The following is a 14798-nucleotide window of genomic DNA, read 5'->3' on the forward strand; positions in this document are numbered from 1 at the left end:
GATGCTTGAATTTGATACGATAAAAGATTCTAAGCAGCTTAACGGTCTTGCGCTTGCTTATATAGGTGATGCCATTTTTGAAGTGTATGTCAGGCATCACCTGCTTAAGCAGGGCTTTACCAAACCAAATGATCTTCATAAGAAATCAAGCCGGATTGTTTCAGCAAAGTCACAGGCTGAGATCCTATTTTTTCTGCAGAATCAATCATTTTTTACGGAAGAAGAGGAAGCGGTGCTAAAAAGAGGCAGAAATGCCAAGTCAGGGACAACACCTAAAAATACAGATGTTCAGACGTACCGCTACAGTACAGCATTTGAAGCGCTTCTGGGCTACCTTTTTCTAGAGAAAAAAGAGGAACGACTTAGTCAGCTCGTAGCCGAAGCTATACAATTCGGGACGTCAGGGAGGAAAACAAATGAGTCAGCAACATGATTACGTCATAGGGAAAAATGCAGTGATCGAGACGTTAAAATCTGATCGGAAGCTGTATAAGCTGTGGATGGCGGAAAACACCGTAAAGGGACAAGCACAGCAAGTGATTGAGCTTGCCAAAAAGCAGGGAATCACGATTCAATACGTCCCGAGAAAAAAACTCGATCAAATGGTGACAGGACAGCATCAGGGCGTAGTGGCACAGGTTGCAGCGTATGAATATGCAGAACTGGACGATTTATATAAAGCAGCCGAAGAAAAAAATGAACAGCCTTTCTTCCTCATTCTGGACGAGCTTGAAGACCCTCATAATCTTGGTTCCATTATGAGGACAGCAGATGCGGTCGGCGCTCATGGCATCGTCATTCCAAAACGGAGAGCTGTCGGGCTGACAACAACAGTGGCAAAAGCTTCAACAGGAGCAATTGAGCACATTCCTGTAGCAAGAGTCACCAATTTGGCACGGACGTTAGAAGAGATGAAAGAGCGGGGAATCTGGGTTGTCGGAACGGATGCGTCCGCGCGTGAGGATTACCGTAATATGGACGGCAATATGCCTTTGGCTCTAGTCATCGGAAGTGAAGGAAAAGGGATGGGCCGCCTTGTGAAAGAAAAGTGCGATTTTCTCATTAAACTCCCGATGGCCGGAAAGGTAACTTCACTAAATGCATCTGTCGCGGCTGGTCTTTTGATGTATGAAGTCTACCGGAAACGAAACCCTCTGGGAGAATAAAGACCCATGGATATCCTGTTAGTAGACGGGTACAACATGATTGGAGCCTGGCCGCAGCTGAAGGATTTAAAAGCGAACAGTTTTGAAGAGGCGAGAGACGTACTGATTCAGAAAATGGCGGAATATCAATCGTATACAGGAAACAGGGTTATTGTTGTTTTTGACGCGCATCTCGTAAAAGGGCTTGAGAAAAAACAGACCAACCATAGAGTTGAAGTAATTTTTACAAAAGAAAATGAGACGGCTGATGAGCGGATAGAAAAGCTCGCTCAGGCTTTGAATAATATTGCGACTCAAATTCACGTTGCGACCTCTGACTATACTGAGCAGTGGGCGATTTTCGGACAGGGGGCATTGCGGAAATCGGCCCGGGAGCTTCTGAGAGAGGTAGAAACGATTGAAAGGCGAATAGAGAGACGGGTAAGAAAAATCACTTCCGAAAAGCCGGCGGGTAAAATTGCTTTATCGGAAGAGGTTTTGAAAACGTTTGAAAAGTGGAGGCGGGGAGACTTAGATTAAGTTGACGCTTTTTTGCCCAATACTGTATAATATTTCTATCTACGTGCGCCGGGGGGATCGGAGTGAATCTACAGAACAACAAGGGAAAATTCAACAAAGAGCAGTTTTGCCAGTTGGAGGACGAGCAGGTCATTGAAAAGGTTCATGTTGGGGACAGTGATGCGTTAGATTACTTGATTACGAAGTACCGAAACTTTGTTCGGGCAAAAGCAAGATCCTATTTCTTAATAGGGGCGGACAGAGAGGATATTGTTCAGGAAGGCATGATAGGCCTCTATAAGTCTATTCGTGACTTCAAAGAGGACAAGCTTACCTCATTCAAAGCTTTCGCAGAATTATGTATTACCCGCCAAATTATTACCGCAATAAAGACAGCTACTCGCCAGAAACACATTCCTTTGAATTCCTACGTCTCATTAGATAAACCGATTTTTGATGAAGAATCAGACCGAACGCTGCTGGATGTCATTTCAGGAGCGAAAACCTTAAATCCTGAGGAAATGATCATTAATCAGGAAGAATTTGATGATATTGAAATGAAAATGGGAGAACTATTAAGTGATTTAGAGAGAAAAGTACTCGTCTTATATCTCGACGGGAGAAGTTACCAAGAGATTTCTGATGAACTGAACCGACATGTGAAATCGATCGACAATGCCCTTCAGCGTGTGAAACGCAAGCTGGAGAAGTACTTGGAAATTCGCGAAATCAGTTTGTAATAGGAATTTATGCTATATTGACAGTATTTTTCTGACTATGATATGTTACTAAAGATAAGAACTAATGTCTATTTAGAAAAAGGTGTAATGACATGAGAAAAAAGATTACGTTAGCATGCAAGACATGCGGAAACCGTAATTATACGACAATGAAGAGCTCTGCATCAGCGGCTGAGCGATTAGAAGTAAAGAAATACTGCAGTACTTGCAATTCACATACAGCTCATCTTGAAACAAAATAGTTTTTGCGCTTTTAAATTGTGGAGGTCTTTTACATGCGTATTATGAAATTCTTTAAAGATGTTGGGAAAGAAATGAAAAAGGTAAGCTGGCCTAAAGGAAAAGAGTTAACGCGTTATACCATTACGGTAATTTCAACAGTTATCTTTTTTGTTATCTTTTTTGCCCTCCTTGACACAGGAATTTCTCAATTAATTCGTTTAATAGTTGAATAATGATCAGCAATACGTGCTATAATAGATCATAATATTACTTGCCAAAACCCGTTCAGCGGGTTTTTTATTGTGGCTTAAAATGATAGTTATCATAGGCTTGCCGCCTATTTTTTGAAGCGTTATGGTAATTCACTAAAACCAAATGCGGGGAGGGAAGGACTGGACAGTCCTGAATAGAATGGAAAAGAATTGGTATGTTGTTCACACGTACTCTGGTTATGAGAATAAAGTAAAAGCCAACTTGGAAAAACGTGTTGAATCAATGGGGATGCAGGATAAAATTTTCCGTGTAGTCGTACCCGAAGAAGAAGAAACGGATATCAAAAACGGCAAGAAAAAAGTCGTGAAAAAGAAAGTGTTCCCTGGTTATGTGCTTGTTGAAATTGTAATGACAGACGACTCTTGGTATGTTGTCCGAAACACGCCGGGCGTTACTGGATTCGTAGGATCTGCCGGGTCAGGTTCAAAACCGACGCCGCTTCTTCCGGGCGAAGCAGAAACCATTCTGAAGAGAATGGGCATGGATGAACGAAAAACTGATATTGACTTTGAACTGAAAGAGACAGTGAAAGTAATAGACGGACCTTTTGCTAACTTTACAGGATCAATTGAAGAGATTGATTATGATAAAAGCAAGGTCAAAGTTTTCGTTAATATGTTTGGCCGTGAAACGCCGGTTGAGCTGGAATTTACCCAAATCGATAAATTGTAATGTGAAAAAACTTGAAATTGCTATATATAAATGATAATATAGCAAAGGTACGTCTTGGACTTATCCAAGGCAACTAGCATGATATTTCGTCATTCATATAAAGAATGAAACCTTGAGTGGGAGGGTTTACCCTATTACCACATCACGGACTTAAGGAGGTGTGTCTCGTGGCTAAAAAAGTAGTTAAAGTTGTAAAATTGCAAATTCCTGCTGGAAAAGCTAACCCAGCACCACCAGTTGGACCTGCACTTGGTCAAGCCGGTGTTAACATCATGGGATTCTGTAAGGAGTTTAACGCTCGTACAGCTGACCAAGCTGGTTTAATCATTCCTGTTGAAATTTCGGTTTACGAAGACCGTTCATTTACATTTATTACAAAAACTCCACCTGCTGCAGTATTGCTTAAAAAAGCAGCTGGAATTGAGTCTGGTTCTGGTGAACCAAACCGTAATAAAGTGGCAACCGTTAAGCGCGATAAAGTACGCGAAATCGCTGAAACGAAAATGCCTGACTTAAACGCAGCAGACGTTGAAGCGGCAATGCGCATGGTTGAAGGTACTGCCCGCAGTATGGGTATTGTAATCGAGGATTAATTTGTTTCTTGTCGGGTTGCGAGTTTTAACAAGTTCGCAACCCTTATTCGTGGGAGGTTATTCCGCTATAACCACATAAGGAGGAAATTTTAAAATGGCTAAAAAAGGTAAAAAGTACGTTGAAGCTGCTAAGCTTGTAGACCGTTCTAAAGCTTACGACGTCTCTGAAGCAGTAGCTCTCGTTAAAAAAACAAACACAGCTAAATTCGACGCTACAGTTGAAGTGGCTTTCCGTTTAGGGGTTGACCCTCGTAAAAACGACCAGCAAATCCGTGGAGCAGTTGTGCTTCCAAACGGAACTGGTAAAACTCAGCGCGTTCTCGTTTTCGCAAAAGGCGAAAAAGCGAAAGAAGCTGAAGCTGCTGGTGCAGATTTCGTAGGCGATACTGACTACATCAACAAAATTCAACAAGGCTGGTTCGATTTCGATGTAATCGTAGCTACACCTGACATGATGGGTGAAGTTGGTAAAATCGGTCGTGTACTTGGACCAAAAGGTTTAATGCCAAACCCTAAAACTGGTACAGTTACTTTCGAAGTTGAAAAAGCGATCGGCGAAATCAAAGCGGGTAAAGTTGAATACCGCGTTGATAAAGCTGGAAACATTCATGTTCCTATCGGTAAAGTTTCTTTCGAGGATGAAAAACTTGTTGAGAACTTCACAACAATGTACGATACAATCCTTAAAGCTAAACCTGCTGCAGCTAAAGGCGTTTACGTGAAAAACGTTGCTGTAACTTCTACTATGGGACCTGGTGTCAAAGTAGACTCTTCAACTTTTAACGTAAAATAATATTGACATGACATCAACATTCTGATATTATTCAAAATGTTGTAAAATAGAATATCATTTATACCGTAGACAGTAGGGGCCTAACCGCTTAATTATCCTACCGAGGTGTATATTATCACAGCTATTACGTTACGTATGCTTGTATATACAGCCTCCATGTCTCATGGAGGCTTTTTATATGGAATCCGTCGTCTCAGTCGTGATCACCTAACGGTATAAGTGTTACACAAGAATCTACAGGAGGTGTAACCATGAGCAGCGCAATTGAAACAAAAAAAGTTGTTGTTGAAGAAATTGCTTCTAAACTGAAAGAAAGTAAATCAACGATCATCGTTGACTATCGCGGACTTAACGTTTCTGAAGTAACTGAACTTCGTAAACAGCTTCGCGAAGCTAACGTTGAGTTCAAAGTTTACAAAAATACGATGACTCGCCGTGCGGTTGAACAAGCTGAGCTTAATGGTTTGAATGATTTCTTAACTGGACCGAACGCGATCGCATTCAGCACTGAAGATGTTGTCGCTCCGGCTAAAGTTCTTAATGACTTCGCTAAAAATCACGAAGCTCTTGAAATCAAAGCTGGCGTTATCGAAGGTAAAGTTTCTACTGTTGAAGAAGTGAAAGCTCTTGCTGAACTTCCATCACGCGAAGGCTTGCTTTCTATGTTGCTTAGCGTACTTCAAGCTCCAGTTCGCAACCTTGCTCTTGCTGCAAAAGCTGTGGCAGAACAAAAGGAAGAACAAGGCGCTTAATCTAATCAGTTTTTCATAAATTAAAACAAAATGGAGGAATTACAAATGGCTTTAAATATCGAAGAAATCATTGCTTCCGTTAAAGAAGCAACTGTACTTGAATTGAACGACCTAGTAAAAGCAATCGAAGAAGAATTTGGCGTAACTGCTGCTGCTCCTGTAGCTGTAGCTGGCGGAGCTGCTGCAGGCGGAGCTGCTGAAGAGCAAAGCGAATTCGATCTTATCCTTGCTGGTGCAGGATCTCAAAAAATCAAAGTTATCAAAGTTGTACGTGAAATCACTGGTCTTGGCTTGAAAGAAGCTAAAGAACTTGTTGACAACACTCCAAAACCACTTAAAGAAGGTATTGCTAAAGAAGAAGCTGAAGAGCTTAAAGCTAAACTTGAAGAAGTTGGCGCTTCTGTAGAAGTTAAGTAATCTTCACTTACCTGTAGGGGAAGCTCGCTTTTATGAGGCGAGCTTTTTCTTTGCCATTCTTTAAGCCATGAAAAAAGGAGGTTCTAATAATGAGTGAGCACTATTATTCAGAAAAACCTTCAGTGAAAAGCAACAAGCAAACCTGGTCTTTTAGGCTTCGGAATAAAGATTTCACGTTTACCAGCGACAGCGGGGTTTTTTCTAAAAAAGAAGTTGATTTCGGCTCCCGCCTGCTGATTGATTCTTTTGAAGAGCCTGAGGTTGAGGGCGGCATTTTGGATGTAGGCTGCGGGTACGGCCCGATTGGTTTATCGCTCGCCAGCGACTTTAAAGACCGGACTATCCACATGATTGACGTTAATGAGAGAGCCGTAGAACTATCAAATGAAAATGCGGAACAGAACGGAATAACAAACGTTAAGATTTATCAAAGCGATTTGTTTTCAAACGTTGATTCTGCTCAAACATTTGCTTCTATTCTTACAAATCCCCCAATCCGAGCCGGAAAAAAAGTTGTCCATGCTATCTTTGAGAAAAGCGCTGAACACTTAAAAGATTCAGGTGAATTGTGGATCGTCATACAGAAAAAGCAAGGCGCGCCTTCTGCCATTGAAAAGCTCGAGGAACTGTTCGATGAAGTTTCCGTCGTTCAAAAAAAGAAAGGCTATTATATCATAAAAGCAAAAAAAGTTTGACTCGGTATTTTAACTATGTTAATATTGTAAAATGCCAATGTATATATTTTGCTTGATATGATGAATTGTCAATATCTATGTATAAATTATACAAGTATGGAAATGCTAATAAAATCGGTATTTGTTTTTGGATGTGGTTTTCTTAATTAGAAACCCTTTTTTCTTTTGTCTTGTAAAAGTATTTTCTTTCTTTGGAAGAAATGCTTATTACACATATAATACGCATGATTTGAGGGGTGAATCAGTTGACAGGTCAACTAGTTCAGTATGGACGACACCGCCAGCGCAGAAGCTATGCTCGCATTAGCGAAGTGTTAGAATTACCAAATCTCATTGAAATTCAAACCTCTTCTTATCAGTGGTTTCTTGATGAGGGTCTTAGAGAGATGTTTCAAGACATATCACCAATTGAGGATTTCACTGGTAACCTCTCTCTTGAGTTCATTGATTATAGTTTAGGTGAGCCTAAATATCCTGTAGAGGAATCAAAAGAACGTGATGTGACTTACTCAGCTCCGCTAAGAGTGAAGGTTCGTTTAATTAACAAAGAAACTGGAGAGGTAAAAGACCAAGATGTCTTCATGGGTGATTTCCCTATTATGACAGATACAGGTACTTTTATCATTAACGGTGCGGAACGCGTTATCGTTTCCCAGCTTGTTCGGTCTCCAAGTGTATATTTCAGTGGTAAAGTAGACAAAAACGGTAAAAAAGGTTTTACCGCAACTGTCATTCCAAACCGTGGCGCATGGTTAGAATACGAAACTGATGCGAAAGATGTTGTTTATGTCCGCATTGATCGCACACGTAAGTTGCCGGTTACGGTTCTTTTGCGTGCTCTCGGCTTCGGCTCCGATCAAGAGATTCTTGATCTCATAGGAGAAAACGAATACCTGCGAAATACGCTTGATAAAGATAACACAGAAAACAGCGACAAAGCGTTGCTGGAAATTTACGAGCGTCTCCGTCCTGGAGAGCCGCCTACAGTAGAAAATGCGAAAAGCTTGCTTGATTCTCGTTTCTTTGATCCGAAACGATACGATCTTGCCAATGTAGGACGCTATAAAATTAATAAAAAACTTCATATTAAGAATCGCCTCTTCAATCAGAGACTTGCTGAAACGCTTGTTGATCCTGAAACAGGAGAAATCCTTGCTGAAAAAGGCCAGATTCTTGATAGAAGAACGCTTGATAAAGTACTGCCATACTTAGAAAACGGAATCGGTTTTAGAAAGCTGTATCCGAATGGCGGCGTTGTTGAAGATGAAGTGACTCTTCAATCAATTAAAATCTTTGCTCCGACTGATCAAGAAGGAGAACAGGTTATCAATGTAATCGGCAATGCTTACATCGAAGAAGAGATTAAAAACATCACGCCTGCTGATATTATTTCTTCAATCAGCTACTTCTTCAACCTGCTGCACGGAGTAGGCGACACAGATGATATCGATCATCTTGGAAACCGCCGTTTACGTTCTGTAGGCGAGCTTCTCCAGAACCAATTCCGTATCGGTTTAAGCCGTATGGAGCGTGTGGTTCGTGAGAGAATGTCAATTCAAGATACGAATACAATTACGCCTCAGCAGCTGATCAATATTCGTCCTGTTATTGCATCCATTAAAGAGTTCTTTGGAAGCTCACAGCTTTCTCAATTCATGGATCAGACGAACCCGCTTGCTGAATTAACGCACAAGCGTCGTCTGTCAGCATTAGGACCGGGCGGATTGACACGTGAGCGTGCCGGAATGGAAGTGCGTGACGTTCACTACTCCCACTATGGCCGTATGTGTCCGATTGAAACGCCTGAGGGCCCGAACATCGGTTTGATCAACTCACTATCATCTTATGCAAAAGTAAACCGTTTTGGCTTTATTGAAACGCCATATCGCCGCGTTGACCCTGAAACAGGGAAGGTAACGGGCAGAATCGATTACTTAACTGCTGATGAAGAGGATAACTATGTTGTCGCTCAAGCGAATGCTCGTCTTGATGACGAAGGCGCCTTTATTGATGACAGCATCGTAGCTCGTTTCCGCGGGGAGAACACCGTTGTTTCCAGAAATCGTGTAGACTACATGGATGTATCGCCTAAGCAGGTTGTATCTGCTGCGACAGCATGTATCCCGTTCTTAGAAAACGATGACTCCAACCGTGCCCTCATGGGAGCGAACATGCAGCGTCAGGCTGTGCCTTTGATGCAGCCGGAAGCGCCATTTGTTGGAACTGGTATGGAATACGTATCAGGAAAAGACTCTGGTGCCGCTGTTATTTGTAAACACCCTGGTATCGTTGAACGCGTAGAAGCGAAAAACGTTTGGGTTCGCCGTTATGAAGAAGTAGACGGTCAAAAAGTAAAAGGAAACCTGGATAAATACAGCCTGCTGAAATTTGTCCGCTCTAACCAAGGTACGTGCTACAACCAGCGTCCGATCGTAAGTGTCGGCGATGAAGTGGTAAAAGGAGAAATCCTTGCTGACGGTCCTTCTATGGAGCTTGGTGAACTTGCACTTGGCCGTAACGTAATGGTCGGCTTCATGACATGGGATGGCTACAACTATGAGGATGCCATCATCATGAGTGAACGCCTAGTGAAGGATGATGTTTATACATCTATCCACATTGAAGAATACGAATCAGAAGCACGTGATACGAAACTTGGACCTGAAGAAATCACTCGCGATATTCCAAACGTCGGTGAAGATGCGCTTCGCAATCTTGATGACCGCGGAATCATCCGTATTGGGGCAGAAGTAAAAGACGGAGATCTTCTTGTTGGTAAAGTAACGCCTAAAGGCGTAACTGAACTGACTGCAGAAGAACGCCTTCTTCACGCCATCTTCGGCGAGAAAGCCCGCGAGGTTCGTGATACTTCTCTTCGTGTGCCTCATGGCGGCGGCGGAATTATCCATGACGTTAAAGTCTTCAACCGTGAAGACGGAGACGAACTTCCTCCGGGTGTTAACCAGTTAGTACGCGTATATATCGTTCAGAAACGTAAGATTTCTGAAGGGGATAAAATGGCCGGTCGTCACGGTAACAAAGGTGTTATCTCTAAGATTCTTCCTGAAGAGGATATGCCTTACCTTCCTGACGGCACACCAATTGATATCATGCTTAACCCGCTGGGCGTACCATCACGTATGAACATCGGGCAGGTATTGGAACTTCACATGGGTATGGCCGCTCGTTACCTTGGCATTCACATTGCATCTCCTGTATTTGACGGAGCGCGAGAAGAGGATGTCTGGGAAACACTTGAAGAAGCCGGCATGTCTCGTGACGCCAAAACAGTGCTTTACGACGGACGTACTGGAGAGCCGTTTGATAACCGTGTATCTGTCGGTATCATGTACATGATCAAACTGGCTCACATGGTTGACGATAAACTTCACGCACGCTCTACAGGCCCTTACTCACTTGTTACGCAGCAGCCTCTTGGCGGTAAAGCGCAATTTGGCGGACAGCGTTTTGGTGAGATGGAGGTTTGGGCACTTGAAGCTTACGGTGCGGCTTACACTCTTCAAGAAATTCTGACTGTTAAGTCTGATGACGTGGTTGGACGTGTGAAAACATACGAAGCCATCGTTAAAGGCGACAATGTTCCTGAACCAGGTGTTCCGGAATCATTCAAAGTATTAATCAAAGAACTTCAAAGCTTAGGTATGGATGTCAAAATCCTTTCTGGTGATGAAGAAGAAATAGAAATGAGAGATTTAGAAGACGAAGAAGATGCGAAACAAGCTGACGGCCTGGCATTATCAGGTGATGAAGAGCCGGAAGAAACAGCATCTGCAGACGTTGAACGCGATGTAGTAACAAAAGAATAATCTCTAGTTATAAAGGCAAGTGACATCGGTTAATCCGAAGATAAAAAGGGAGGTAGGCCCCTTGCTAGATGTGAACAATTTTGAGTATATGAACATCGGTCTTGCTTCACCAGATAAAATCCGTTCATGGTCTTTTGGTGAAGTGAAAAAGCCTGAAACGATAAACTATCGTACGTTAAAACCTGAAAAGGACGGTCTATTCTGCGAACGCATTTTCGGACCGACTAAGGACTGGGAATGTCATTGCGGGAAGTACAAGCGAGTTCGTTATAAAGGCGTAGTTTGTGACCGCTGCGGAGTCGAAGTAACACGGGCTAAAGTCCGTCGTGAGAGAATGGGGCACATTGAACTGGCTGCCCCAGTTTCCCACATTTGGTATTTCAAAGGTATTCCAAGCCGTATGGGTCTTGTGCTGGATATGTCACCTCGTGCTTTAGAAGAAGTCATTTACTTTGCTTCTTACGTTGTAACTGATCCGGCGAATACACCGCTTGAAAAGAAACAGCTTCTGTCTGAGAAAGAATACCGTGCTTATCTTGATAAATACGGTAATAAATTCCAAGCATCTATGGGTGCTGAAGCAATTCATAAACTTCTTCAAGATATCGATCTTGTCAAAGAAGTTGATATGTTAAAAGAAGAGCTGAAAACTTCACAAGGACAACGCCGTACTCGTGCGATCAAACGTCTTGAAGTTTTAGAAGCCTTCCGTAACTCAGGAAACAAGCCTTCTTGGATGATCCTTGATGTGCTTCCTGTTATTCCTCCGGAGCTTAGACCGATGGTTCAGCTAGATGGCGGACGTTTTGCGACTTCTGATTTGAATGACCTTTATCGTCGTGTCATCAACCGTAACAATCGTTTGAAACGCCTTTTGGACCTTGGTGCGCCTAGCATCATCGTTCAAAACGAAAAGCGTATGCTTCAAGAGGCTGTCGATGCCCTAATTGACAACGGCCGCCGCGGACGCCCTGTAACAGGTCCTGGTAACAGACCGTTAAAATCTCTTTCTCACATGCTGAAAGGGAAGCAAGGCCGTTTCCGTCAAAACCTTCTTGGTAAACGTGTCGATTACTCCGGACGTTCTGTAATCGTTGTTGGTCCTCATTTGAAAATGTACCAATGCGGATTACCGAAGGAAATGGCACTTGAACTTTTCAAACCTTTCGTTATGAAAGAACTTGTTGAAAAAGGTCTTGCTCACAACATTAAGAGTGCGAAACGCAAAATTGAGCGCGTACAGCCTGAAGTTTGGGATGTACTAGAATCAGTTATTAAGGAGCACCCGGTACTGCTGAACCGTGCCCCTACTCTTCACAGATTAGGTATCCAGGCGTTTGAACCAACGCTTGTTGAAGGACGCGCAATCCGTCTTCACCCGCTCGTATGTACAGCTTACAACGCTGACTTTGACGGTGACCAAATGGCGGTTCACGTACCATTATCTGCTGAAGCACAAGCTGAAGCACGCATCTTGATGCTTGCTGCTCAAAACATCTTGAACCCTAAAGATGGTAAACCGGTTGTAACACCGTCTCAGGATATGGTACTGGGTAACTATTACCTGACACTTGAGCGTGCCGGTGCTGTCGGTGAAGGCATGGTCTTCAAGAATACAGACGAAGCGCTGCTTGCTTATCAAAACGGATATGTTCACCTTCATACGAGAGTAGCTGTTGCAGCTAACTCACTTAAGAATGTGACATTTACCGAAGAACAGCGCTCAAAATTGTTAATTACAACTGTCGGTAAGCTTGTCTTCAATGAAATTCTTCCGGAATCATTCCCTTACATGAATGAACCAACGAAGAGCAACATTGAAGAGAAAACACCTGACCGTTTCTTCTTAGAAAAAGGTGCTGATGTTAAAGCTGTTATCGCACAGCAGCCAATCAATGCGCCGTTTAAAAAAGGCATTCTGGGTAAAATCATCGCGGAAATCTTTAAACGATTCCATATTACGGAAACGTCTAAAATGCTTGACCGCATGAAAAACCTAGGTTTCAAATATTCAACTAAAGCTGGTATTACAGTTGGGGTTTCTGACATCGTCGTACTCGATGATAAACAAGAAATTCTTGAGGAAGCGCAAAGCAAAGTTGACAACGTTATGAAGCAATTCCGCCGCGGTCTTATCACTGAAGAAGAACGCTATGAGAGAGTCATCTCTATCTGGAGTGCTGCAAAAGACGTTATCCAAGGCAAACTGATGAAATCACTTGATGAACTCAACCCGATCTACATGATGAGTGACTCTGGTGCCCGTGGTAACGCATCTAACTTTACGCAGCTTGCCGGAATGCGCGGCCTGATGGCCAACCCGGCTGGACGTATCATTGAGTTGCCGATCAAATCAAGTTTCCGTGAAGGTCTGACAGTATTGGAGTACTTTATCTCCACACACGGTGCGCGTAAAGGTCTTGCCGATACCGCTCTTAAAACTGCTGACTCAGGTTACCTTACACGCCGTCTCGTTGACGTTGCTCAGGATGTTATCATCCGTGAAACTGATTGCGGAACTGACCGAGGCATTCTTGCTAAGCCTCTTAAAGAAGGAACTGAAACAATTGAGCGCTTAGAAGAACGCTTAATCGGACGTTTTGCAAGAAAACAAGTGAAGCACCCTGAAACAGGTGAAGTGCTTGTGAATGAAAACGAACTGATCGATGAAGATAAAGCACTGGAGATTGTCGAAGCCGGCATTGAAGAAGTGTGGATCCGTTCTGCCTTCACATGTAATACGCCTCATGGTGTATGTAAACGATGCTATGGCCGAAATCTTGCAACTGGCTCCGATGTTGAAGTCGGTGAAGCTGTCGGAATCATTGCTGCCCAATCAATCGGTGAGCCTGGTACACAGTTAACAATGCGTACATTCCATACAGGCGGGGTTGCCGGAGACGATATCACACAGGGTCTTCCGCGTATCCAAGAGCTTTTCGAAGCGCGTAATCCGAAAGGTCAGGCAACAATTACAGAAATCGACGGTACAGTCGTTGAGATCAATGAAGTTCGTGATAAGCAACAGGAAATTGTGGTTCAAGGCGCAGTGGAAACACGTTCTTATACGGCACCTTACAACTCCCGCCTGAAAGTAGCGGAAGGAGATAAAATTACTCGAGGCCAAGTACTGACAGAAGGTTCAATCGATCCGAAAGAACTTCTTAAAGTGACTGACCTGACGACTGTTCAAGAGTATCTTCTCCATGAGGTTCAAAAGGTTTACCGTATGCAGGGTGTTGAAATCGGTGATAAACACGTAGAAGTAATGGTTCGCCAGATGCTTCGTAAAGTACGCGTGATTGATGCCGGTGACACTGATGTGCTTCCAGGTACATTGCTTGATATTCACCAATTTACTGAAGCGAACAAAAAGGTATTGCTTGAAGGCAATCGACCTGCTACAGGCCGTCCTGTCTTACTCGGTATTACAAAAGCATCTCTTGAAACTGATTCATTCTTATCTGCTGCTTCCTTCCAGGAAACAACACGTGTCCTTACAGATGCAGCGATCAAAGGTAAGCGTGACGAGCTTCTCGGCTTGAAAGAGAATGTTATCATCGGTAAGCTTGTTCCAGCTGGTACAGGAATGATGAAATACCGTAAAGTAAAACCAGTATCAAATGTTCAGCCGACTGACGATATGGTCCCGGTTGAATAACTGATTTAACTCTGCTGAAAGACTGCAAAAACAGTCTTTCAGCAGATATATTTATGAAAAAGTCACTCTATGAGAAGAACGAATCTAAAAAATGTCATACCTTGTTGACATTCGTCTCCTAGAATGATAATATAACCAAGGTGCTCGAAATAAACCTGTTACTTTGGAGGATATGTTTATGTCTTATGATAAAGTATCACAGGCCAAATCAATTATTATTGGTACGAAGCAAACAGTGAAAGCTCTAAAGCGAGGTTCAGTAAAGGAAGTAGTCGTTGCAAAAGACGCAGATCCGATACTCACGTCAAGTGTTGTTTCACTTGCTGAAGATCAAGGTATCTCTGTCTCAATGGTTGAATCCATGAAAAAGCTCGGCAAAGCCTGCGGAATTGAGGTAGGAGCAGCCGCTGTTGCCATTATTTTATAACGTACTTTTGTTTTTGCGTAAGATTCCATCTTGTGTAAAGACATTGTTTTTTGCCTTTTGAT

Annotated in this window: 15 protein-coding genes and 1 other annotated feature; all 15 genes read left to right on the plus strand. The window is 42.9% G+C overall.

Annotated elements, in window-relative coordinates:
- Nucleotide 1: 1 nt before the first annotated feature.
- The 15 genes from MKX38_RS00620 to MKX38_RS00690 all read left to right on the plus strand — a co-directional run bounded on the left by MKX38_RS00620 (nucleotide 2) and on the right by MKX38_RS00690 (nucleotide 14736).
- Nucleotides 2-433 (plus strand): mini-ribonuclease 3, encoded by a 432-nt coding sequence (locus MKX38_RS00620; protein ID WP_004399685.1) that lies wholly within the window; start codon nucleotides 2-4, stop codon nucleotides 431-433.
- Nucleotides 417-1166, plus strand: a complete 750-nt coding sequence (gene rlmB, locus MKX38_RS00625; protein ID WP_014475598.1) for a 23S rRNA (guanosine(2251)-2'-O)-methyltransferase RlmB — start codon at nucleotides 417-419, stop codon at nucleotides 1164-1166. The genes MKX38_RS00620 and rlmB overlap by 17 nt, the downstream gene beginning before the upstream one ends.
- A 6-nt stretch (nucleotides 1167-1172) precedes the next feature.
- A complete protein-coding gene (gene rae1, locus MKX38_RS00630; RefSeq protein ID WP_003235032.1) occupies nucleotides 1173-1685 on the plus strand; it encodes a ribosome-dependent mRNA decay endonuclease Rae1/YacP in 513 nt (170 codons plus the stop codon).
- A 62-nt stretch (nucleotides 1686-1747) separates the two neighbouring features.
- Nucleotides 1748-2404, plus strand: a complete 657-nt coding sequence (sigH, locus tag MKX38_RS00635; protein WP_003225758.1) for an RNA polymerase sporulation sigma factor SigH — start codon at nucleotides 1748-1750, stop codon at nucleotides 2402-2404.
- A 92-nt stretch (nucleotides 2405-2496) separates the two neighbouring features.
- Complete coding sequence (gene rpmG, locus MKX38_RS00640) at nucleotides 2497-2646, plus strand: 50S ribosomal protein L33 (protein WP_003156421.1); 150 nt, start codon at nucleotides 2497-2499, stop codon at nucleotides 2644-2646.
- A gap of 33 nt (nucleotides 2647-2679) precedes the next feature.
- Nucleotides 2680-2859 (plus strand): preprotein translocase subunit SecE, encoded by a 180-nt coding sequence (gene secE, locus MKX38_RS00645; RefSeq protein WP_004399676.1) that lies wholly within the window; start codon nucleotides 2680-2682, stop codon nucleotides 2857-2859.
- Between the two features lie 178 nt (nucleotides 2860-3037).
- Entirely contained in the window at nucleotides 3038-3571 is a 534-nt protein-coding gene (gene nusG / locus MKX38_RS00650) for a transcription termination/antitermination protein NusG (RefSeq protein WP_003225764.1), read from the plus strand.
- A 167-nt stretch (nucleotides 3572-3738) separates the two neighbouring features.
- Nucleotides 3739-4164, plus strand: coding sequence for a 50S ribosomal protein L11 (gene rplK / locus MKX38_RS00655; protein ID WP_003156430.1), 426 nt, complete (start codon nucleotides 3739-3741; stop codon nucleotides 4162-4164).
- 94 nt (nucleotides 4165-4258) lie between these two features.
- Nucleotides 4259-4957, plus strand: a complete 699-nt coding sequence (gene rplA / locus MKX38_RS00660; RefSeq protein WP_003235040.1) for a 50S ribosomal protein L1 — start codon at nucleotides 4259-4261, stop codon at nucleotides 4955-4957.
- A gap of 45 nt (nucleotides 4958-5002) precedes the next feature.
- Nucleotides 5003-5143: a sequence feature (ribosomal protein L10 leader region), on the plus strand.
- Between the two features lie 65 nt (nucleotides 5144-5208).
- Nucleotides 5209-5709, plus strand: a complete 501-nt coding sequence (gene rplJ / locus MKX38_RS00665; protein ID WP_003235042.1) for a 50S ribosomal protein L10 — start codon at nucleotides 5209-5211, stop codon at nucleotides 5707-5709.
- Between the two features lie 45 nt (nucleotides 5710-5754).
- The gene (gene rplL, locus MKX38_RS00670; protein WP_003156436.1) at nucleotides 5755-6126 is read left to right on the plus strand and encodes a 50S ribosomal protein L7/L12; all 372 of its coding nucleotides are present in this window, start codon (nucleotides 5755-5757) and stop codon (nucleotides 6124-6126) included.
- Between the two features lie 89 nt (nucleotides 6127-6215).
- Nucleotides 6216-6821: a class I SAM-dependent methyltransferase gene (locus tag MKX38_RS00675; RefSeq protein WP_339188304.1), complete on the plus strand. Its 606-nt coding sequence runs from the start codon at nucleotides 6216-6218 to the stop codon at nucleotides 6819-6821.
- A 245-nt stretch (nucleotides 6822-7066) separates the two neighbouring features.
- Complete coding sequence (gene rpoB, locus MKX38_RS00680; protein ID WP_009966326.1) at nucleotides 7067-10648, plus strand: DNA-directed RNA polymerase subunit beta; 3582 nt, start codon at nucleotides 7067-7069, stop codon at nucleotides 10646-10648.
- A 61-nt stretch (nucleotides 10649-10709) separates the two neighbouring features.
- The gene (rpoC, locus tag MKX38_RS00685) at nucleotides 10710-14309 is read left to right on the plus strand and encodes a DNA-directed RNA polymerase subunit beta' (RefSeq protein WP_004399688.1); all 3600 of its coding nucleotides are present in this window, start codon (nucleotides 10710-10712) and stop codon (nucleotides 14307-14309) included.
- 178 nt (nucleotides 14310-14487) lie between these two features.
- Nucleotides 14488-14736: a 50S ribosomal protein L7ae-like protein gene (locus MKX38_RS00690; RefSeq protein ID WP_003225778.1), complete on the plus strand. Its 249-nt coding sequence runs from the start codon at nucleotides 14488-14490 to the stop codon at nucleotides 14734-14736.
- Nucleotides 14737-14798 lie beyond the last annotated feature (62 nt).

Source organism: Bacillus sp. FSL M8-0025, assembly GCF_037975475.1.
Classification (GTDB): domain Bacteria; phylum Bacillota; class Bacilli; order Bacillales; family Bacillaceae; genus Bacillus; species Bacillus subtilis.

Bases quoted from the DNA above. Each gene is read 5' to 3' on its own strand.
- MKX38_RS00675 (WP_339188304.1), top strand. From the start codon at position 6,216: ATGAGTGAGCACTATTATTCAGAAAAACCTTCAGTGAAAAGCAACAAG.
- nusG (WP_003225764.1), top strand. From the start codon at position 3,038: ATGGAAAAGAATTGGTATGTTGTTCACACGTACTCTGGTTATGAGAAT.
- MKX38_RS00620 (WP_004399685.1), top strand. From the start codon at position 2: ATGCTTGAATTTGATACGATAAAAGATTCTAAGCAGCTTAACGGTCTT.
- MKX38_RS00690 (WP_003225778.1), top strand. From the start codon at position 14,488: ATGTCTTATGATAAAGTATCACAGGCCAAATCAATTATTATTGGTACG.
- rplL (WP_003156436.1), top strand. From the start codon at position 5,755: ATGGCTTTAAATATCGAAGAAATCATTGCTTCCGTTAAAGAAGCAACT.
- rae1 (WP_003235032.1), top strand. From the start codon at position 1,173: ATGGATATCCTGTTAGTAGACGGGTACAACATGATTGGAGCCTGGCCG.
- rpmG (WP_003156421.1), top strand. From the start codon at position 2,497: ATGAGAAAAAAGATTACGTTAGCATGCAAGACATGCGGAAACCGTAAT.
- rlmB (WP_014475598.1), top strand. From the start codon at position 417: ATGAGTCAGCAACATGATTACGTCATAGGGAAAAATGCAGTGATCGAG.
- rplA (WP_003235040.1), top strand. From the start codon at position 4,259: ATGGCTAAAAAAGGTAAAAAGTACGTTGAAGCTGCTAAGCTTGTAGAC.
- secE (WP_004399676.1), top strand. From the start codon at position 2,680: ATGCGTATTATGAAATTCTTTAAAGATGTTGGGAAAGAAATGAAAAAG.
- rplJ (WP_003235042.1), top strand. From the start codon at position 5,209: ATGAGCAGCGCAATTGAAACAAAAAAAGTTGTTGTTGAAGAAATTGCT.